This is a genomic window from Amycolatopsis sp. AA4, from assembly GCF_002796545.1.
GTDB lineage: Bacteria > Actinomycetota > Actinomycetes > Mycobacteriales > Pseudonocardiaceae > Amycolatopsis.
Map to the genome: position 1 here is coordinate 6,313,643 of NZ_CP024894.1, position 18,516 is coordinate 6,332,158.

The window sequence follows — 18,516 nt, forward strand, 5'->3', positions numbered from 1 at the left end:
GGCATCTTTCCCGCCTTGACAAGCACCCCCGAACCGTCAGCACAATCAAAAATCGGGGTGCCCCAAGCAACCCAAGGAACGGCAATGTCGCCCCCCAGGGCGACGAGCCGAAAGAGACCCCTCAAATACTCACCACAACCTCATCCCCCACCACCCGCACCGGAACCCCCCTCAACCCCACCCGCCCATCCGCCGGATGCCGCCCAGTCAATACATCGAACTCAAACCCGTGCCAAGGACAAACAATATTCCGATCAGCCGGATGAAACGCGGGCCCGGCACTCTTCCGATCCTCCCGAACCGGCTGAATCGTCCGCGGCATGATCTTCCCCTGGCAAGCCGGCCCCCCTTGATGCGGGCACACGTTATGCCAAGCCCGCACCTCCCCGGCATGGAAGTAGACCCCCACCTCGACCCCGTCGACCTCCACCACGACCCGTCCCCGCTCCCGAAGATCGGCAAGACCGGCGACCACGACATCCCGCCGCACAGCACTCATTCGGCCCTCCGATACCAGATCGCCATGTCAAAGAGGTTCACATCCGCGGCATCCAGCAACGCGGTAACCAAAACCACAGTCTCAGTAGCAGTCAACGCGTCCTCGCGAATCGGCCAGGAAATCTTCCCGACCCGGTCCGTCTTGGCGGAAAACAACCGCGCCGCCGCATACAACAGCGACGCGATCTCGTCATCAGGCACCGCGGCAGCCCGGTCCTCCGCAGCGATCTCCGAGGTCAACTCGCCCAAGCGAGATACCAACGTGGTCAGTTCGGATGTCATCACGAAACCCCAGGACGCTCGTGAAGCACGCTCCGCGCAGCAGGCTTCCGCCGGTCAGTAGGAAGATTGAAAACCCGGGCAGCATTGAGCCCGAGGATGTTCCGCTTGGCCTGCTCCGACAAAAACGGCAGCCGGGTAATCGTCGACGGCGCGTCCCAATCCCAATGCGGCCAGTCGGACGAATACAACAACTGGGTCTCCGCGTTGAACGCCTTCATCCCGGCCTCCAGCAACTCCATGCTGGTCCGCTCCATCGGCTGACTCGTGTACCACATGTCCTTCATGTACTCACTGGGCAACCGGGTCAGCCCAGGAGCCTCGCTCGGCCGCATCAGCACCTCGTGGTCGAGCCGCTGCATGAGGAACGGAATCCACGCGAGCCCGCTCTCCACCCACACCATCTTCAACCGGGGAAACCGCTCCGGCATCGCATTGATAATCCAGTTGGTCACGTGAATCTGGTTATAATGCGTGAACGACAGTGCGTGCATCGACAGGAACCGGTTGAGCTGAGCAAACGACGGATCGCCCCAGTGGTACCCGGAGTGGAACGCGAGCGGCTTCCCGCTGTCCTCGATCAGCTTGTACAACCGGGTGTAGACATCCGAATGCACCGGATTGTTCCGCGTAGAACACACCGTGTACCCGATAATGCCCTCATTGTCGGCATACTTCTCGACCAGCTCCTCGCACACCTCAGGCGTGTTGTACGGCAGATACAACATGCCCTTGAGCCGATCGTCCTGCGGCAGAACGACTTCCGTCAGCCACCGGTTGAACGCTCGCCCGAGCACCACCTCGACCTCGTCCTGCGGATGCATCCCCAGCAGCAGCATCGCACTGGGGAAGACCACCTGATAGTCGAGCCCCATGGCGTCCATCCCGCGCCGGGCGGCCGCGACGAAGGGATGCCCGGACACCCCGTCCAGCGGCTCCTTGCGCCCCTGATGCCCGATCCGCCCGCCGACGCTCTGATGCGACATACCAGGCTGGATGTTCAGCAACGCGTTATTGCCCGCGAACTTCCCGAACTGGTCCATCCCGATCTGGCGCCACACATCGTTGTCGATGAGTTCCAGCACCTCGCCCCAGAAATGGTCTTCCGAGACGTGCGCGTCGATGTCGACGATGAAATAGTCGTCGTACTCCCGCTCGGCCTGTTTGGTCGCGTGGGCGAGGACGTCGCGGGTGTCGGTACGACCGCCGATCTCGGCGAGTTCCCGGATCCGCGGCCCGTCGGAACGCGGCGTATTCAAGGGCACGGATTCTTCCCTTCGTCCGGCGTCAGCGGGGCGCGACGGCGGCATCGGTCATCGTGGTCAGGTACTCGTCGTCGGCGGGGGCCGCGTTCTCGTGCGGGATGACGACGGCGCGGTCGGGGCTCACCGCGAAAGTGTGTTCCTCGCCCGCGGTCGGGACGGATTCCGCGGACAGCTCGGCCGTTTCGGTCCGCACGCGCATCGGGAGACCGTCCGCACGGACAAGGAGATTCACGGCACTGCCGAGATAAGTGGTGCGCTCGACAATTCCCCGGAACCGCCCCGGACCGGAACCGTCCGGAGACAGCCGGGCATGCGCCGCGCGGAACGCGATGTCGGCCCGGTCCCCGATGGAAACCTCACCGGTCGTGATCCCGGAAAAGACCAGCGACGTGTCGTCGACCCGCACGTCGGCGGTCTTTCCGCGCACCCCGGTCACGGTCCCGGGCAGGATGTTCTGAAAGCCCATGAAATCCGCGACATACGCCGAATTCGGGCGGTCGTACAGGTCGCTCGGCGTACCGGACTGGACGATCACGCCCTCGCTCATCACGATGATCCGGTCGGACAGCGTGATCGCTTCCTCCTGGTCGTGCGTCACGTAGACCGACGTCGTCTCGAAGCGGTTGTGCAGCGAGCGCACCTGCTGGCCCATCTGGTACCGCAGTTTGCTGTCCAAATTGGACAGCGGCTCGTCGTAGAAGATGATGCCCGGCCGGGCGGCCAGCGCACGGGCGAGCGCCACCCGCTGCTGCTGACCGCCCGACAGGGCAGTGACCGAACGTTTCCCGAGGTCGGACAGGCCGACCGCGTCCAGCATCTCCCGCACCCGCTGCGCGCGCTCCCGGCCGGGCATCCGCGCGACCTTCAGCGGGTACGCGATGTTGTCCGTCACGCTCAGGTGCGGCCAGAGCGCGTAGCTCTGGAACACCATGCCGACCCGGCGTTTGTCCGCGGGAACGAACGTCCGCCGCGCAGTGTCGACCACGACCCGGTCGCCCATGACGATCCGGCCCGCACTCGGCCGTTCCAGCCCGGCCAGGCAGCGCAAGGTCGTGGTCTTGCCGCAGCCCGAGGGGCCGAGCAGCGTCACGAACTGCCCCGACTCGATCGTCAGATCCAGTTCGTGCAGCGCCGCCTTCGCGCCGTACTTCTTGGTGAGTCCGGATACCTGGACCTCGGTCATCGTGACCTGCGCTTTCTCTTCGGCCGGGAGGCGAGGTGCTACTTCTTGAACGCCTGGGTGAGGAAGTCGAAGTACGGCTTGTTGAACGCGGGGTCGGGGTTCGAGAACGGCAGCCGCGGCAGCTTGTCGAGCGACGGCAGCCCCGGCGGGCCGGGCGCGGTCGGCGTGCGGCCGTAGGAGTTGTCCTTCTCCGCCAAGGCTTTCTGGCCTTCCGGCGAGTACAGCCAGTTGACGTACAGCTGCGCGGCCTCGGCGTGCGGCGCGTCCTTGATCAAGCACAGCGCCGAGCGCGCCATGTAGTTGCCGCCGTCGTCGAGCGGGAACACCATGTCGATCGGCGCGCCCTTCTGCTTCTGCGCCTCGAAGTAGCCCTGATATACCGCGATGCCGACCGGGAACCGGCCACTGGCGACGTCTGTGGGCACCATCGGCTCGGATTGAGATATCTGCAGGTCCTGCGCGGCCAGCTTCTCCAGGTAGGAGCGGCCCCACTTCTTCTCGTTCTCGGGCAGCATCAGCGATTCGAGGATGTACCGGATGCCGCCGGGCACGGTCATGTCGCCGACCGCGATCTTGCCCTTCCACTTCGGGTCGAGCAGATCGTGCCAGTTCTTCGGCGCGTCCTGCTTCTTCACCTGGTCGGTGTTGTAGACGAACCCGAAGTAGCGCAACGCGAAGTAGGTGAGCCTGCCGTCGTTGTCGGTCGGGACCTTGAACCCGGGGTCGGCGGTGCGCACGTCCGCGGTCGTGCAGATGTTCGGCTTCGCCGCCGCCTGCGGGGATTCGCCGCCGACGTAGATGTCCGCGATCCGGTTCCCGCTCTGCGCCTCGGTGTCCAGTTTGGTCAGGATCTGCGCGTCCGCCTGGTCCTGCGGGAGCAGCTTGATCCCGGGGAAGCGCTTGGTGAACACGTCGTTCAGCGCCTGGTTCGCGGTCACGCCGGGCCCGTACAGCACGAGCTGGGTGTGGTTGGCCGCGAACGCCTTGTCGTACAGCTCGTTCATATATTTGTTGGCCGCGGCTGACGCGCCGGGAACCTCGACTGGAGTACTCGACTTGGTCGCGCCCGCGGACGCGCAGGCGGTCAGCGAGGCGAGCAGACCGGCGGTGAGCGCCAGCGCCGGCGCGCGCAGTTTCGTACGGGAGAACTTCATTGTTCTTCCTCTCGGGTCAGGGGGTGAGACGGGAGAGCGGACCTGCGGAACGTTCGCGGCCGAGGAGCCGGCCGCCGAGCTTGACGGACACCGCGGCGAGCGCGAGGACGGCGAACGCGGCGAGCAGAATGATCATGAACAGCGCCGCGCCCCGGGACATCTCGCCGGTGAGGAACTGCTGGAAAGCGGTCAGCGACACGGGTTCCAGACCGGGCGGGGCGAGCAGCATCGGCACGGCGAGGTTGCCCGAGATGAACAGCGCGGACAGGAACCAGCCGGCCAGGAAGCTCGGGATGACCAGGCGCAGCACGATGGTCACCAGCACCCGTCCCGCGCTCGCGCCGGACATCCGGCCGGCCTCCTCCAGTTCGGGCGACAGCTGGGCCAGCGCGCCCTCGGCGATCCGGCTGGACACCGGGATCGTCGCGACGACCAGCACCAGCGTCATCAGGAACGCCGAACCGTAGAGCCCGCGGAACGCCGGCAGGTAGAGCACCGCGAACATGTACGCGAGGCCGAGCACGACGCCGGGCAACGCCCACGGAATCCAGACGGCGAACGAGGTGTAGCTGCGCAGCAAACCCCGGCGCCGGGCGGTGACGTACGTCGTGAGCAGCGCGATCGAGATCGAGCCGAAGCCGCCGATGACCGCGAGCCACGCGGTGAGCGCGAGGCTCGAGCTGAACTGCGGGTCGGTGAGCATCGTGACGTAGTTGTCCAGGGTCAGCCCGGTGCTCATGACGCCGAAGATCGGCTGGAGGCTGCCGAGCACCATCGCGAACAGCGGCAGCAGGAAGTTCAGCAGCACCACCACGACGATCAGCGCGGACAGCACCCAGCGGACCGGGCCCAGCTCCTGCGGATCGCGCCGCGACGTCTTGCCGGTGAGCGTGGTGAAGCTGCGGCCGCGCAGCATCCAGCGCTGCGCGAGGAACAGCAGCAGCACCAGCAGGATCAGCACGAGGGACAGCGCGAACGCCTTGGTGTACTCGGCTGGCGCCTCATCCCGGACGTAGTGGTATATCTGCGTCGAGAACACGTAAATGCCCGCCTGGCGGCCGATCAGCTGCGGCCCGTCGAACGACTGGAACACCAGCACCGCGATCAGCAGGGCCGCGCCGGTGATCGCCGGGCCGACCGACGGGATGGTGATGGTGAAGAACGTCCGCACCGTTCCCGCGCCGCTGATCGCCGCGGCCTCGTCGAGCGACTGGTCGCGGTTCTTGAACGCGCCGAGCAGCAGCAGGTACGCGAACGGCATATAGCCGAGCGAAGTCAGCAGGATCAGCCCGCCCCAGCCCTGGATGTTGATCAGCGGACCGTGCGTGCCGAGCGTCCGGCCGAGCTGGTTGAGCAGGCCGTTCTGCGCGTTGCCGAGCATGATCCAGCCGAGGGTGTGGAACAGCGGCGGGACGAACAGGTTGATCACCATGATCGGCGTGAGCAGTTTGCGGCCGGGCACGTTGGTGTTGGCCGCGATCCAGGCGAACAGCCCGCCGCCGGCCACCGAGATCGTGCCGCACACGACGACCAGCACGATCGAGTTCCACAGCGTGTGCCACGTTTCCGGGGAGTCGAACGCCGCGAGCAGGCCGCTCATCGTGAACGGCATGTTGTCCGAGGGCAGCCCGTCGCGGAAGGCGCCGAGCACGATCATCGCGACCGGATAGACGAAAATCAGCGTGAGCCCGGCGAGCAGGGTCGCTTTGAGCACACCGCCGGTCACCGAGCGGCGCACCGACGCCCGCCGGTCGTGCTCGAAAAGGCGCTCCGTCACTGCAGTCGTTCCTTCCTGCGAGCGGCCGGTTGCCCGCCGCGGGGACGAACCGCTCCGTCCGTCCTGCCGGTTAGCGTAAGAACTCGGGTGCGGCGGCTCTTCGAGCGGCTCTCCGAAGTCCTCCCGGTTTCCTCCGACACGGTGTCGGAGGAAACCGCTGATCAGATCAGGGCGGCGAGCACCGCGTCGTTTTCCTCGGGCAGCCCGATCGTCACGCGCGCCCCGCCCGCCTTCGGGAACGGCCGCGCGAGCACGCCGCGAGCCTCCAAACGGGACAGCAGCTCGGCGGCGTCTCCGGGCAGGAAAAGGAAATTCGCCTGGCTGGGCACGAACGCGACGTTCGCCGCGGTCAGCGCGGCCTCGACGCGGGCGCGCTCGGAGACGATGACGGCGGTTCTTTCCTTCGCCACAGCCAATCCTTCGGCGCTCAACGCCGCGATGACCGCCGCCTCGGCCACGCTGTTGAGCGCGAACCCGACGGACGTGCGGCGCAGGGCTTCCGCGATCCGCGGTGCGGCGGCGGCATAACCGACGCGGATTCCCGCCAAACCGTGTGCTTTGGACAGGGTCCGCAGCAGCACGAGATTCTCGAACTCGTCGAGCAATCCGACAGTCGCGTCCACCGGTTCGGCAGACACGAACTCGCGGTACGCCTCGTCGACAACAACCAGCACGCGCGACGGAACGCTTTTCAGGAAGACCCGGATATCCTCGACACCGCGCAGCCCGCCAGTCGGGTTGTTGGGATTGCAGAGGTAGACAATGCGGGTTTCCGGGCCGATCGCGGCGAGCATCGCGTCGAGGTCCATCGCGCCGTTCGCGTCGAGACCGACCTCTGTGGACTCCGCGCCGGCGAGCGAAAGCGCCGCCGCGTACGCCTCGAAGGACGGTGCCGGACGGACGCCGTGCACGCCGGGTTCGCAGACCAGGCGGGCGAGCGCGTGCAGCAGCGTGCCGGAACCGTTGTCGATCGCGATGCGCCCCGCGTCCAGACCCATCGCCCCGGCGACGGCGGCGCGTGCCGCGGCGCGGTGGTAATCGGGGTAGCGGTGGGCATTCCGGGCCGCTTCGGTCATCGCGGCGACGATGACGTCGGCGGGAGCCCACGGCATTTCGTTCTGGGACAAGCGGATCGGCGGCTGCGCACCGCGGGACGAGCGATCGGGGGCGGCGAGCACGCGGTCGACCACACTGCGGAGCTCCAGCAGCATGCATCCTCCTCAAGCCGGGTGATTAACTGTAATGAATATACATAATTCTGAGCGCGTGTACATCCATCAAGTTCGCCGTCTTGAGATCTCAGGAAGGCCGGGCTGCCACCGCAGGCCGGCGGTGCCGCGAAATCGCCGACTCCGCCAGCTCGTGGTCGCGCTTCAGGACCGCCTCGGCGAAGTCGAGGTGCGTGCGCAACCGCTCCTGCGTGGTCGGCGCGGTGACGCCCTCGAGCCGCGCGGCGATGATGTAGTCGACGAGATTCGTATACAGGCTGCGCAAAAGCTCGTTCGGCGACACCTGCGCGATCCGCGCGTGCAGCGCCCAGATCGCCGTCGGAGCCTCGGCGGAATCCCAGGCCGCCTTCAACGTCTCGGCGCACGCTGAGATATCAGCGATGTCCTCGTCGCTCGCGTTCTCGACCGCGTCGTGCAGCACCGAACCGTCGAGCGCGTCCAGCACGCGCAGGCAGTTCTCCACCGTCGCCTTCCCCTCGCGCAGTTGCAGCAGCTGATCGCTCAGGTGCGTGAACGGCGAGCGCGTCGCGACGAAGATCCCGCCGCCCGGACCCGGCTTCGCGTCCACGATGCCGCGGGCGCGCAGCAGCTGGATCGCCTCGCTCAACGTCGCCGGCGCGACCCCGAAGCGCGCCATCAGTTCTTGACGGCGCCCGACGAAGTGCCCGGCGCTCCAGCCCTCCGAGACGATCTCGTCCTCGAGCGCACGAGCGACCTGGACGGCAGCGGCGGTGTTCGTGATCTGCGGCAAGGGTCCTCCGAAGTACTCGGTCCGGTGACGTCGCCGACGCGGGTCACGCGTAGTGACAGATTAGAGGCGCACCGGAACCCCGAACACCCGGCATCGTCTATATTGATTGTAGACATTAGCCGCTGGCGTCACCAGCGCGGTACGCACCGTTGCCCAAGGAGCCCATCTTGCCGGTTTCCTCGATCCTCGCCGAGTCCGCCGCCCTCCTGCCCGACCTGGTCGCACTCCGCCGCACCCTGCACGCCCACCCCGAAGCCGGGTTCGCCCTGCCCCGCACCCAGCGGACGGTGCTGACCGCACTGGCCCCGCTGGACTTGGAAGCAACCCCCGGCCCCCACGACTTCACCTCGATCGTCGCGATCCTGCGCGGCGCGCGCCCAGGACCGTCAGTCCTCCTGCGCGCGGACATGGACGCACTGCGCGTCACGGAAGAGACCGGCCTGCCGTTCGCCTCCCAGACGCCGGGATTGATGCACGCCTGCGGCCACGACCTGCACACAGCCGCACTTGTCGGCGCAGCGAAGCTTTTGAACACCCGCCGAGCCGAAATCGCCGGCTCCGTGGTCTTCATGTTCGAACCAGGCGAGGAAGCCGGTGGCGGCGCACGACGAATGATCGACGAGGGAATCCTTTCCGGCGTCGAAGCGGCCTACGGCATCCACGTACTGCCCGGCCACGCTGGCGTATTCACAACCCGCCCCGGCTCGGTCATGGCGGGCGCCAGCAGCCTGCACAGATCATCTCCGCCCTGCACACCTACGTCACTCGACGCTTCCCAGTCTTCGATCCCGTCGTGCTGTCAGTGACCAAAATGCAGGCAAGCGACATCATCAACGCCATCCCCGACGAAGCAACGCTAGCCGCGACAATCCGCGCACTGTCCACAGAGAACGTCGACATCCTGGCCCACGAACTCCCTGGACTGGCAAACGGAATCGCGTCAGCCTTCGGCTGCCGAGCAGAAACAGAATTCCGGTCGGTCTACCCAGTCACCTCGAACGACCCACAAACCGCAACACACGCGCTGACCGTGCTAGGCGATCTGTTCGGCACGGAACGCGCGGTACCACTGGAACACCCGATCATGGCGTCGGAAAGCTTCTCCGCAGTGCTCAACGAGATCCCCGGTGCCTTCATCTTCCTAGGCACCACCCCGAACGGCACCGACCCAGACACCGCAGAAATGAACCACTCCCCCCGCGCAGTCTTCGACGACAGCGTCCTACCCGACCAGTCAGCAGCACTAGCCGCACTAGCACTAAGCCACCTAACCCACCCCTAAAAAACCGCACCAATCCGCCCAGCCAACGAGGCACCCACCCCTCCCCCATCCCCGATACGAAGCCAAAAACACGGCGCTGGGGCGCTTGTCAAGGCATCTTTCCTGCCTTGACAAGCGCCCCAGCGCCGTAGTCACACTAAAAAATCGGGGTGCCCGCCTCCACACCGAGGCGCAATGTCGCCGCCAGGCGACGAGCCACCCGCCCCCTCAATGCTTCTCGTGAATCAACGGCCAAGGCGAAGGAAACACATCCACCGGCACCTCGACCACCGCAGGCCGCCGAGCCGCGATCGCCGCCGACACCTGCTTCTCCACCGCCGCAGCGTCCTCCGCAAGCGCGAAGTCCAACCCGAACGCCCGGGTAAGCATCTCAAAATCCGGATTAGTCAGCTCAGACCCGATGAACCGGCCCCCGTAACTATCCCGCTGAATCCGCCAGACATTCCCGAACCGAGAGTCCTCGAACAACACGGTCACCAACGGAATCCCGTACTTCTTGGCGGTAGCGAACTCCTGGAGAGACCACCCGATCCCCCCGTCCCCGGTAACCGCGACCACCGGCCGCCCACCGGCCCCCACCGCAGCCCCCAGCGCGGTAGGCATCGCATACCCCAACGTCCCCTGATACCCAGGCCACACATAAGACCGTGGAGCCCGCACCGGAAACCCATAAGTCGACACATACCCGATCTGCGTCAACTCATTGACGAAAACCCCGCCCTCCGGCAACGCCGCCCGGATCGCGTCCACGAATTCCATCTGCGGCCCGGCCTGCTTACGAATCCGAGCCTCGCAATCCTCCCGCAGTCGGACCAGCTCGGCACCCCAAGCAACGCGAGGCGAAAGCCGCTCGACCAACGCCCCCAACACCGCCACCGCATCCGCGTTAACAGCAAGATCCGGCTGCCGCGGCGGACGCAGATCAGCGGCGTCGATATTCACCAACGCGAGCCGAGCGTCCCCGACATTCAACTGCTGCCCGAACGGCGTCAGGAACCGGCTGCCGAACGACACCACCAAGTCCGCAGTGGCCCGCAACTCCCACAACGCGAACGCGGGCAACGCATGCGGATCCCGGGCGTCGATCGCGCCGCGCCCGTTCTCGCTCATCACCACCGGCGCATCGAGCAGCTCAGCAAGCCGGGCCAGCAACTTGAACGCCCGCGGATCCCGCATCCCCCCGCCGACATGGACCACCGGCCGCTCAGAAGCCGCCAGCAACCGGACAAGCTCGACCACGTCCCGTTCCGGAGCCTCCGGTTCCCGCACCCCGAACGGCTCCCCCGGCTTCAGATCCGCCACCGCATGAAGAAGATCCGGCCCCAGCTCCAGCGCGACCGGGCGCGGCCGCCCCGTCCGCATCTGCCGGAACCCCTCGTGCACGAGATCCGGAATCTCCTCGACCCGCTTGGGCCGCGCCGACCATTTGGTCAGCCCCTGGACCGTGTCGGTCTGCCGGGGAATCTCGTGCAGCGCGCCAAGCCCGCCGCCGACGAGCGGCGACGGAATCGTCCCGGCCAGCAGCATCACCTGCGACGAACACGCATACGCCGTTGCCATCCCAGCGCCCGCGTTCAGCACACCAGGACCAGGGACGACCATCGCCACCCCGGGACGGCCGGACGCGCGGTAGTAGCCGTCCGCCATGTAACTCGTCGCCTGCTCGTGCCGCGGAACGACCAGCTCCAGCCGGTCGCGCTCGCGGTACATGCCGTCGGTGAGCCCGTCCAGCTGGACCCCGGGAATGCCGAAGACCGTGTCGACGCCCTCGCTGATGAGCGCCCGGGCGAGCGCGTCACCGCCTGTCATCTGTGCCATGCGGATCCCTCTCGTCAAATGTCTATAATGAATATAGATCAAATCTCCGGCAGCTGGCAACGGAAGAGGCGAGCATGACTCTCGAAGGACAGGTGCAGGCCTACGCCGACCGGCTCGGGCGGCCGGTCATCGTGTTCGACGTCGACTTCACGGTGATCGCGTTCAGCGTGCACGACCAGGACGTCGACCACGCCCGGCTGGCGATCATCTTGTCGCACAAAGGATCTTCGCGCGCCCGGGAGTCCATTCGGGACTACCGCGTCGGCCAGGCCCAAGGCCCGGTCCGGATCCCGCCGCTCGACGGAGGACAGTCCCGGCTCGTCGCCCCGGTCCGGCACGAGGGACGGCTCGTCGGCTACCTCTCCTCGACGATCCCCGAGGACGACGTATCCGCTTACGAGGACGACGACGAGCTGCGCGAACGCCGGGCGCAGATCGGCTTGCTGCTGGCCGCGATGGCACTCGGCAACCGCGAGGACGAGGACCGCGCGCGACGGCTGCTCGCCGCCCTCCTCGAAGGCAACGACGACCAGCGCGTCCGCGCCGCCGACGAACTGCTCGCGAGCAGCCTGCTCTCCCCCGTCCCGCACTACACGGTCATCTCGATCGCGACCCCGCCGCGGGCCGAGCCCAGCTCGGCAACGCTCCGGCTCGTCCTGGACCGGGCGCTGTCGAGCATCCCCGTCTTCCCCACGCTGAAAGCCGTCGGCGCGGTGCTCGGCAGCGAGGCCGTGCTGCTGGTGCCGTACGAAATCGACACCGATCGACTGTCGACATTGCTTGCGCAGCCTGCCTTTTCCGGCCTGCACGCCGGGGTCGGCGGAGCGCACGCGCCGCTGTCGGGAGTGCATCGGTCCCTACGAGAAGCCCGGATCGCTTTGCGCGGCGGCGACACCGGCTGCGTGGTCCACTGGTCCGAGTTGGGATTGGACCGGCTGCTGCTGCAACTCCCGCTCGAAGACCTTGATATCTCAGATCTCCCCGATGCCGTACGACGGTTGCTCGACGCGCAGTCCGGACCGGACCTCGCGCAGACTTTGGAGACCTACCTCGACTGCGGCTGCGACGCCCAACGCACCGCGCTGACCCTGCACGTCCACCGCAGCACCCTCTACTACCGGCTGGATCGCGTGCGCGCCGTCGCCGACGTCGATCTCGCCGACGGGAAGGTGCGGCGCGAACTCCACGCCGGACTGCGCATCGCGACGCTCGCCGGTCTTCGCTAGCCGCAGCTAGCCACCTTGGCCCGCAATTGACTATATTCAATGTGAACTTTTACGGAAGGGTCCCGCATGAACGCACTGCTGACCACCGTCTCGGTCGCCGACGACCGCGGGCGGCCGATTCTGGACGCCGCTACCCGGGAAGTCGTCGGCCACGCACCGGTGCACACGGTCGACCAGCTCAACGCCGCGATCACCGCGGCTGCCGAGGCGCAACCGTCTTGGGCCGCATTGGGACACGCTGAACGCTCGCGGATCCTGCACGTCATCGCGGACGACCTCGACGCGCACGCGGAGGAACTCGGCGAGATCATCACGGCGGAACAAGGCAAAGCCGGCGGTGCCGGTGAGGTGCACGGCGCCGCGCACTGGCTCCGCGCCGCGGCGGACACGGTGCTCGAACCGCAGTCGCTGCCGGACGGCGCGGAACAGCACTACGTCCCGCTCGGCGTCGTCGCGTCGATCGGCCCGTGGAACTTCCCGGTGATGATCGCGGTGTGGCACGTCGCGCCGGCGCTGCGCATGGGAAACACCGTGGTGCTCAAGCCTTCCGAGAACACGCCGCTGAGCGTGCTCGCGCTCGCCGAGATCTTCCGCCGTCACCTCCCCGCGGACGTGCTGACTGCGCTCTCCGGAGACCGCGAGGTCGGCGCGGCACTGGCCGCGCATCCGCGGATCGCCAAGATCGTGTTCACCGGCTCGACCGCGACCGGCCGCCGGATCGTCGAAAGCTCGGCGGGCAACCTCGCCCGGCTGACCCTGGAACTGGGCGGGAACGACGCCGCGATCGTGCTGCCCGGCACGGACGTCGACGCCGTCGCCGACAAGCTGTTCTGGGCCGCGTTCATGAACACCGGCCAGGTGTGCGCCGCGCTCAAACGGCTTTACGTGCACGAATCGATCTACGACGACGTCGTCTCCGCGCTGGCCGAACGCGCGGAGAAGGCGCCGATGGGACCGGGGCAGGACAAGGCGAACCGGCTCGGTCCGGTGCAGAATCCCGCGCAGTTCGAGATCGTCTCCCGGCTGGTCGAGGAGGCGCGGGCGCGCGGCGCCCGGATCGTCACCGGCGGCATGCCGGCACCGGAACTGGGGCCGCTGTTCTACCGGCCGACGATCATCGCGGACGTCGAGGACGGTGCCGCGGTGGTCGACGAGGAGCAGTTCGGACCCGTGCTGCCGGTGATCCGGTACTCCGACGTCGACGACGCGGTGCGCCGGGCCAACGGCACTGAACAGGGGCTGGGCGCTTCGGTGTGGGGCGCGGACGCCGAAGCGGTCGACGCGGTGGCGCAGCGGTTGGAGGCGGGCACCGTGTGGATCAACCAGCACGGCGGCGTCGATCCGGCGATCCCCTTCGGCGGGACCAAGTCGTCGGGATACGGGCTGGAGTTCGGGGTCGAAGGCTTGAAAGCCATGGCGGCCAGCAAAATCATCCGGCGCTGACGCTCACCGGAAACCAGTGAAGGCCTCCTGGAGGGATTTCCTCGAGGAGGCCTTCACCGTGGGCCGGGGGTCAAGCGCCGCGAAGCTTTTCCCACAACTCGGCCGCCGCCGCCCGGTCGGGCGGAGCACCTCGCCACACCACGGTCTGGTCCTGACGTACCAACGTCATGGGGCAAAGATATTCGTCCGGCAGCGCGTCGACTTCAACGACCGCGAATGGGATACCTCGGTCTGCCGCTTCAATGGTCAGCGCTGAGATATCAACTCCCCGGGCGGTGACGGCTGTGTAGCCAGCTGAAAACTGGTCATACAGCGAGGATCCGTCCGCCAGCGTGAAGTGCGGGGCACGGCAACCGGGCACAGTGGACGGTGTGTAGCTGCCCATCGTGTAACCAGGCGCTTCCTCGCCGTCGTAGGCGATGATCGGGGAATCGTGGTACGCGTAGCCGTAATTCAAGCCAGCGGCGGCGAACTGCGGCTCGTTCAACTCCCGCACCGCCGCACCGAACGACGCCCGCGCGGCTTCACCCTCCGGAGACTGGTCTTCCAGCGCGGCGGGAAGTCCGGGCCGGGCGAGTTTCCGCTGGTGGTTCATCGCGAAATGCGACACCTGCTCGGTGATCGGCCGCCGCTCGGCTTCGTAGGCGTCCAGGATCCCTTCCTCGGCCCAGCCGGCGAGACGAGCGCCGAGCAGCCAGGTCAGGTTGAGCACGTCCGCGATGCCCGCGTTCATCCCGAAACCGGCGAACGGCACCCACAGGTGCGCCGCGTCCCCGGCAAGGAACACCCGCCGGTCGCGGAACCGGTCGGCGAGCAGCCGGCGAGCAACCCAGTCCTCTTTGGACACAACGTCGTACTCGAACGACTCGTCCACGCCGAGAATCGCCCGGATCGCCTCGTCCCGGTCGACTGCTTCTTCCGCCGAGGAAAGATAGGTGTGCACGAGAAAGGTTTCCGTGCCGTCGATCGCGTACACGTGGCCGACGCGGCGCGAGTTGAACGTGTAGTAACCCCACGCTCGCGGTTCGTCGGCGGACATCAGCGAGTACAGCTTCGGCGCGCGGATGCAGGTGGATTGCACGTGCTGGAGCACCGGATCGCCGCTCAGCTTCGCGCCGATCTGCTTGCGCACCGCGGAACGGCCGCCGTCCGCGCCGATGAAGTACCGCGCGCGCAGCGTGCGTTCGCCCGAACCATCGGACACTACTGCCGACACGGCCGATTCGTCCTGGCTCACCGAATGGAACCGGGTGCGGTTGAGCAGCGTCACGCCGGGTGCGGCAGCGGCGTTCCGGGCGAGGATCGGTTCCAAGAAGGTCTGGTTGATCCGGTGCGGCGGTTCCGGGGTGGCCCAGCTCGTGTCGGGACCGACGCGCGAGGTGTACCGTTCGCCGCTCGCCGGGATCGGGATGCGCGACAGTTCCCGCCCGGTCAGCGAGGTCCGGAACGCGACGTCCTGCGGGTAGTCGCGCGGCAGTCCGGCGGCGCGCACCTCCGCCGCGATCCCGAGCCGCCGGAAGCTCTCCATGGTGCGCGAGGCGACGTGGTTGCACTTGACGTTCGGCGGTTCGAGAAACTCCCGCTCCTCGACGACGAGCACCGAAACGCCGCGGCTGCTCAGATCCAAAGCGGCGACGAGGCCGACCGGACCGGCCCCGACGATGAGGACGTCCGCGTCCATGGTTTCTCCGTTCAGCACGGCATTCCTTGCGCCACCACGCCAAGGTGCTCGGTCATCAGCCGGCGGGCGGCGTCCTCGTCCCGGTCCTCGATGGCCTGGAGGATGCGGCGGTGCGCGTCGACCGCGCGGGTCGCCCGTTCGGCATTGGTGTGCACGGCATACACGCTCTCGCGCGGCCGGTTGAGCGCGCCGACCGACGCGGCGATCGCCGGGTTCCCGCTGAGCAAGCCGAGCCGGGCGTGGAATTCCAGCGACAGCGGGTTGTACCGGCTGGCGTCGTGGACGTGTTTCTCCGATTCCTCGACCAGCGCCCGCAATTGCGCGACCTGGTCGTCCGCCGCGGCCCGGGCGGCGAGCGCGGCGGCCGCGGGTTCGACCGCGTGCTGCGCCTCCAGAAGCTGTTCGGTTCGCATCCCGTGCAAATGCAGCTGGATGGAAAGCGAATCGGCGATCCGGCCGATGTCCGCCTCGGCCTCTTCCGCCGTGCTGAGTTCGCGGTATTCGCCGGACCAGTACAGCAACGGCTGCCCGGTGCCGCCGCCCGCGGAAACGACTTCGCCGACGAGGATGATGTGGTCGCCGCCGCCGAGCATCGTGTGCACGGTGCAGTCGAACCAGCTCAGCGCGCCGGTGACGACCGGCGCACCGGTGGCCTCGGTGTGCGTCTCGACCTCGTCGAACCGTTCCTTGCTCCGGCCGCGACCCCGTCGGGCGAAACACGCGGACACGTCTTGCTGATGACGGCCGAGCACATTGATCGCGAAGACCCCGCTCGCCCGGATCTCGTCGAGGATCGGGCTGTGCGAATTGATCGAGACCGTCACCAGAAGCGGGTTCAGCGAAAGGGAAACGAACGACGTCGCAGTGATTCCGTAAAGGTGCCCGTCGAGTGCGGTGGTCACCACCGTGACCCCGGAAGCGAATCGCCCGGCGGCTTGGCGGAAACTGTCGATCCGTTGCTGGTCGGAGGTCATGGGGCGCACCTCGCCTCGTCCGGAACGCCGAGATGGCGGAACTCGTAGATGTCCACAGTGGTCTCTCCGGCCCGGAGACGGTCCAGATAGGACGCTTCCTTCTCGGCCCGCGCCCGGGACGCGGCGAGCACCCGGTCGTACTCGTCCGCCGGGAACACGATGATCCCGTCCCGGTCGGCCACGACGACGTCGCCGCGGCGCACGACCCGGCCGCGCAAGGTGATCGGGCGGCCGACGGTTCCCGGCCAGTTCTTGATCGTGCCGCGGATCGAGATCGCCGTGCTGAACGCCGGGAACCCGAGCGACGCGAGTTGCTGGGTGTCGCGGACGCCGCCGTCGATGACCAGACCGGCGATGCCGCGCGCCTGCGCGGCGACCGCCATCACCTCGCCCCAGTACCCGAACGGCGCGCCACCGGCGTCGACCACGAGCACGTCCCCGGGTCCGGCGGCCTCGATGCCGTGGTGCAGCGCGAGGTTGTCGCCGATCTGCGCCGACACCGGCACCGCGCGGCCGACCAGCTGCGCACCGTCCCAGGCTGGCCGGAACGCGGCGTCGAGGAAGCAGTCGAGACCGGAAGCCTCGTACAGCGTCGCCGTGCCGAGCGTCAGCAGTTCCTTGGTGTCCTCCGCCAACGTGGTCATGCGTCCGCCCGCTGCAGATCGTGGTAGCCGTACTTCGCGCGGGCTTCGGCGATCGTCGCGCCGCCGAGCGCGGCGGCGAGGATCGCTTCCTCGCGAGCCTGGATCATCTCGGCGACCTCCAGGACGTCGTCCTCGCAATCCTGCGGGATCGCCGCGACCCCGTCCGAGTCGCCGAGCAGGATGTCGCCGTGCCGGACGGTCACGCCGCCGATGGTCACCGGCCCGCGTTCCTCGGCGACCTCGACCCGGTCCTTGCCGGTGCGCATGAAGCGGCCGCGGCTGTAGATCGGGTAGCCGACGGAGAGTGCGCGGTGTGTGTCGCGGCAGACGCCTTCGATGACCGTGCCTGAGATACCACGCTGGTGCGCTACCGCGGTCAGGATGTCGCCCCACACCGTGCAGTCCACCCGGCCGTCGTTGTCGAGCACGATCACCTGGCCCGGTTCGACCTGGTCGATGAAGTCGCCGACGGTGCCCGCCGGGACCTGCGCGCTGACGTACCGCACGGTGAACGCGCGGCCGACCATGCGCTGTCCGTCCGCGAGCGGGGCGAGACCGAGCAGGCTGCCCGGGCGCTTGAGCTTGTCGAGCGCGTCGGAGACCGTCGCGGTGCCGAGCACGGAGAAGCGGTCGAGGAGAGACATCAGCGCTGCTCCACGGTGACTGAGGGGAACTGGGAATCGTGCATGACTTCTTGCACGTCACGGCCGGCCCGGACCGCCTCCGCCATCCGGGCTTCCCTTTCGGCGATCCGCTGCGCGAGCCCGACGACGCGCTCGGCGTCTCCAGCGGCGACGAAGACGACGCCGTTGCCGTCCGCGAGCACAAAGTCCCGCGGGGCAACTGAGATACCAGCGATCTGAATACGCTCGTCCATCGCGGCCTGCACGATGCGGCCCCGCGCGCTGACCGGAACAACCGTGCGCGCGAAGACCGGGAGCTTCAGGGCTTCGCTCTCCTGGACGTCGCGGCAGGCGCCGTCCACGATGACGCCGGCCACGCCACGCCGGACGGCAGCCTCGGCGAGCAGCCCGCCCCAGCACGAGACGTCCGTGCGGCCGTGGTTGTCGATCACCACGACGTCGTCCGGCTCGGTGATCGCGACCAGCGGAGTGGCGATGTGCGTCGCCGGTCCGGCGGTCGCTTTCGGCGCGGCGGTGACGGTGCGCACACGACCGGCCAGGACGGTGCCGACGGGCCACATCGGCTTGAGCGCGGTGACCGCGCCGGGCAGGCCGAGGGTGTCCAGTGCATCGGACACCGCGCAGCTGTCTAGCCCACGCAGTGCGGTGATGATTTCTTCGGGAGACAT

General features: G+C 67.6%; 18 protein-coding genes. 4 read left to right on the forward strand and 14 right to left on the reverse strand.

Annotated features, from left to right (window positions below; translation table 11 throughout):
- Positions 1-121: 121 nt before the first annotated feature.
- From CU254_RS29195 to CU254_RS29230, 8 genes are all read right to left on the reverse strand, one after another.
- Entirely contained in the window at positions 122-499 is a 378-nt protein-coding gene (locus CU254_RS29195; RefSeq protein WP_100266917.1) for a Rieske 2Fe-2S domain-containing protein, read from the reverse strand.
- On the reverse strand, positions 496-780 hold the full coding sequence (locus CU254_RS29200; protein ID WP_037718171.1) for a hypothetical protein: 285 nt from the start codon (positions 778-780) through the stop codon (positions 496-498). Before CU254_RS29200 ends, CU254_RS29195 begins: the two co-directional genes overlap by 4 nt.
- The gene (locus tag CU254_RS29205) at positions 780-2,087 is read right to left on the reverse strand and encodes an amidohydrolase family protein (protein WP_063631972.1); all 1,308 of its coding nucleotides are present in this window, start codon (positions 2,085-2,087) and stop codon (positions 780-782) included. Before CU254_RS29205 ends, CU254_RS29200 begins: the two co-directional genes overlap by 1 nt.
- Positions 2,065-3,225 (reverse strand): ABC transporter ATP-binding protein, encoded by a 1,161-nt coding sequence (locus CU254_RS29210; RefSeq protein WP_009081870.1) that lies wholly within the window; start codon positions 3,223-3,225, stop codon positions 2,065-2,067. The genes CU254_RS29205 and CU254_RS29210 overlap by 23 nt, the downstream gene beginning before the upstream one ends.
- 38 nt (positions 3,226-3,263) lie before the next feature.
- Positions 3,264-4,379 (reverse strand): ABC transporter substrate-binding protein, encoded by a 1,116-nt coding sequence (locus tag CU254_RS29215; protein ID WP_009081871.1) that lies wholly within the window; start codon positions 4,377-4,379, stop codon positions 3,264-3,266.
- Between the two features lie 16 nt (positions 4,380-4,395).
- Complete coding sequence (locus CU254_RS29220) at positions 4,396-6,156, reverse strand: iron ABC transporter permease (protein ID WP_009081872.1); 1,761 nt, start codon at positions 6,154-6,156, stop codon at positions 4,396-4,398.
- Positions 6,157-6,317: 161 nt separating this feature from the next.
- The gene (locus CU254_RS29225) at positions 6,318-7,367 is read right to left on the reverse strand and encodes a histidinol-phosphate transaminase (RefSeq protein ID WP_009081873.1); all 1,050 of its coding nucleotides are present in this window, start codon (positions 7,365-7,367) and stop codon (positions 6,318-6,320) included.
- Positions 7,368-7,455: 88 nt separating this feature from the next.
- Positions 7,456-8,136, reverse strand: coding sequence for a FadR/GntR family transcriptional regulator (locus CU254_RS29230; protein ID WP_009081874.1), 681 nt, complete (start codon positions 8,134-8,136; stop codon positions 7,456-7,458).
- Positions 8,137-8,303: 167 nt separating this feature from the next.
- Here CU254_RS29230 and CU254_RS44395 point away from each other — a divergent pair, with 167 nt between their 5' ends.
- Together CU254_RS44395 and CU254_RS44400 are read left to right on the forward strand one after the other, a co-directional pair.
- Complete coding sequence (locus CU254_RS44395; RefSeq protein WP_234392763.1) at positions 8,304-8,942, forward strand: M20 family metallopeptidase; 639 nt, start codon at positions 8,304-8,306, stop codon at positions 8,940-8,942.
- Complete coding sequence (locus CU254_RS44400; protein WP_234392764.1) at positions 8,930-9,418, forward strand: M20/M25/M40 family metallo-hydrolase; 489 nt, start codon at positions 8,930-8,932, stop codon at positions 9,416-9,418. The genes CU254_RS44395 and CU254_RS44400 overlap by 13 nt, the downstream gene beginning before the upstream one ends.
- A 207-nt stretch (positions 9,419-9,625) precedes the next feature.
- Here the strand turns inward: CU254_RS44400 and CU254_RS29240 are convergent, their stop codons facing one another.
- Positions 9,626-11,296 (reverse strand): thiamine pyrophosphate-binding protein, encoded by a 1,671-nt coding sequence (locus tag CU254_RS29240; RefSeq protein ID WP_009081877.1) that lies wholly within the window; start codon positions 11,294-11,296, stop codon positions 9,626-9,628.
- A 14-nt stretch (positions 11,297-11,310) separates the two neighbouring features.
- On the opposite strand from CU254_RS29240, the gene CU254_RS29245 reads away from it, so the two are divergent.
- Positions 11,311-12,462 carry a CdaR family transcriptional regulator gene (locus CU254_RS29245; RefSeq protein WP_100266918.1) on the forward strand — a complete coding sequence of 384 codons (1,152 nt, stop codon included), beginning with the start codon at positions 11,311-11,313 and terminating at the stop codon, positions 12,460-12,462.
- A 66-nt stretch (positions 12,463-12,528) separates the two neighbouring features.
- Positions 12,529-13,905: an aldehyde dehydrogenase family protein gene (locus tag CU254_RS29250; protein ID WP_009081878.1), complete on the forward strand. Its 1,377-nt coding sequence runs from the start codon at positions 12,529-12,531 to the stop codon at positions 13,903-13,905.
- 70 nt (positions 13,906-13,975) lie between these two features.
- Here the strand turns inward: CU254_RS29250 and CU254_RS29255 are convergent, their stop codons facing one another.
- The 5 genes from CU254_RS29255 to CU254_RS29275 are packed head-to-tail and all read right to left on the reverse strand — an operon-like array spanning position 13,976 to position 18,516.
- The gene (locus tag CU254_RS29255) at positions 13,976-15,604 is read right to left on the reverse strand and encodes an FAD-dependent monooxygenase (RefSeq protein ID WP_009081879.1); all 1,629 of its coding nucleotides are present in this window, start codon (positions 15,602-15,604) and stop codon (positions 13,976-13,978) included.
- Positions 15,598-16,560, reverse strand: a complete 963-nt coding sequence (locus tag CU254_RS29260; protein ID WP_009081881.1) for a flavin reductase — start codon at positions 16,558-16,560, stop codon at positions 15,598-15,600. The genes CU254_RS29255 and CU254_RS29260 overlap by 7 nt, the downstream gene beginning before the upstream one ends.
- Positions 16,557-17,204, reverse strand: a complete 648-nt coding sequence (locus CU254_RS29265; protein ID WP_009081883.1) for a 4-carboxy-4-hydroxy-2-oxoadipate aldolase/oxaloacetate decarboxylase — start codon at positions 17,202-17,204, stop codon at positions 16,557-16,559. Before CU254_RS29265 ends, CU254_RS29260 begins: the two co-directional genes overlap by 4 nt.
- Positions 17,201-17,848, reverse strand: a complete 648-nt coding sequence (locus tag CU254_RS29270) for an RraA family protein (RefSeq protein WP_037715179.1) — start codon at positions 17,846-17,848, stop codon at positions 17,201-17,203. The genes CU254_RS29265 and CU254_RS29270 overlap by 4 nt, the downstream gene beginning before the upstream one ends.
- Positions 17,848-18,516, reverse strand: coding sequence for an RraA family protein (locus CU254_RS29275; protein WP_009081886.1), 669 nt, complete (start codon positions 18,514-18,516; stop codon positions 17,848-17,850). Before CU254_RS29275 ends, CU254_RS29270 begins: the two co-directional genes overlap by 1 nt.

Bases quoted from the DNA above. Each gene is read 5' to 3' on its own strand.
- CU254_RS29195 (WP_100266917.1), bottom strand. From the start codon at position 499: ATGAGTGCTGTGCGGCGGGATGTCGTGGTCGCCGGTCTTGCCGATCTT.
- CU254_RS29200 (WP_037718171.1), bottom strand. From the start codon at position 780: ATGACATCCGAACTGACCACGTTGGTATCTCGCTTGGGCGAGTTGACC.
- CU254_RS29205 (WP_063631972.1), bottom strand. From the start codon at position 2,087: ATGCCGCCGTCGCGCCCCGCTGACGCCGGACGAAGGGAAGAATCCGTG.
- CU254_RS29210 (WP_009081870.1), bottom strand. From the start codon at position 3,225: ATGACCGAGGTCCAGGTATCCGGACTCACCAAGAAGTACGGCGCGAAG.
- CU254_RS29215 (WP_009081871.1), bottom strand. From the start codon at position 4,379: ATGAAGTTCTCCCGTACGAAACTGCGCGCGCCGGCGCTGGCGCTCACC.
- CU254_RS29225 (WP_009081873.1), bottom strand. From the start codon at position 7,367: ATGCTGCTGGAGCTCCGCAGTGTGGTCGACCGCGTGCTCGCCGCCCCC.
- CU254_RS29245 (WP_100266918.1), top strand. From the start codon at position 11,311: ATGACTCTCGAAGGACAGGTGCAGGCCTACGCCGACCGGCTCGGGCGG.
- CU254_RS29250 (WP_009081878.1), top strand. From the start codon at position 12,529: ATGAACGCACTGCTGACCACCGTCTCGGTCGCCGACGACCGCGGGCGG.
- CU254_RS29260 (WP_009081881.1), bottom strand. From the start codon at position 16,560: ATGACCTCCGACCAGCAACGGATCGACAGTTTCCGCCAAGCCGCCGGG.
- CU254_RS29265 (WP_009081883.1), bottom strand. From the start codon at position 17,204: ATGACCACGTTGGCGGAGGACACCAAGGAACTGCTGACGCTCGGCACG.
- CU254_RS29270 (WP_037715179.1), bottom strand. From the start codon at position 17,848: ATGTCTCTCCTCGACCGCTTCTCCGTGCTCGGCACCGCGACGGTCTCC.
- CU254_RS29275 (WP_009081886.1), bottom strand. From the start codon at position 18,516: ATGTCTCCCGAAGAAATCATCACCGCACTGCGTGGGCTAGACAGCTGC.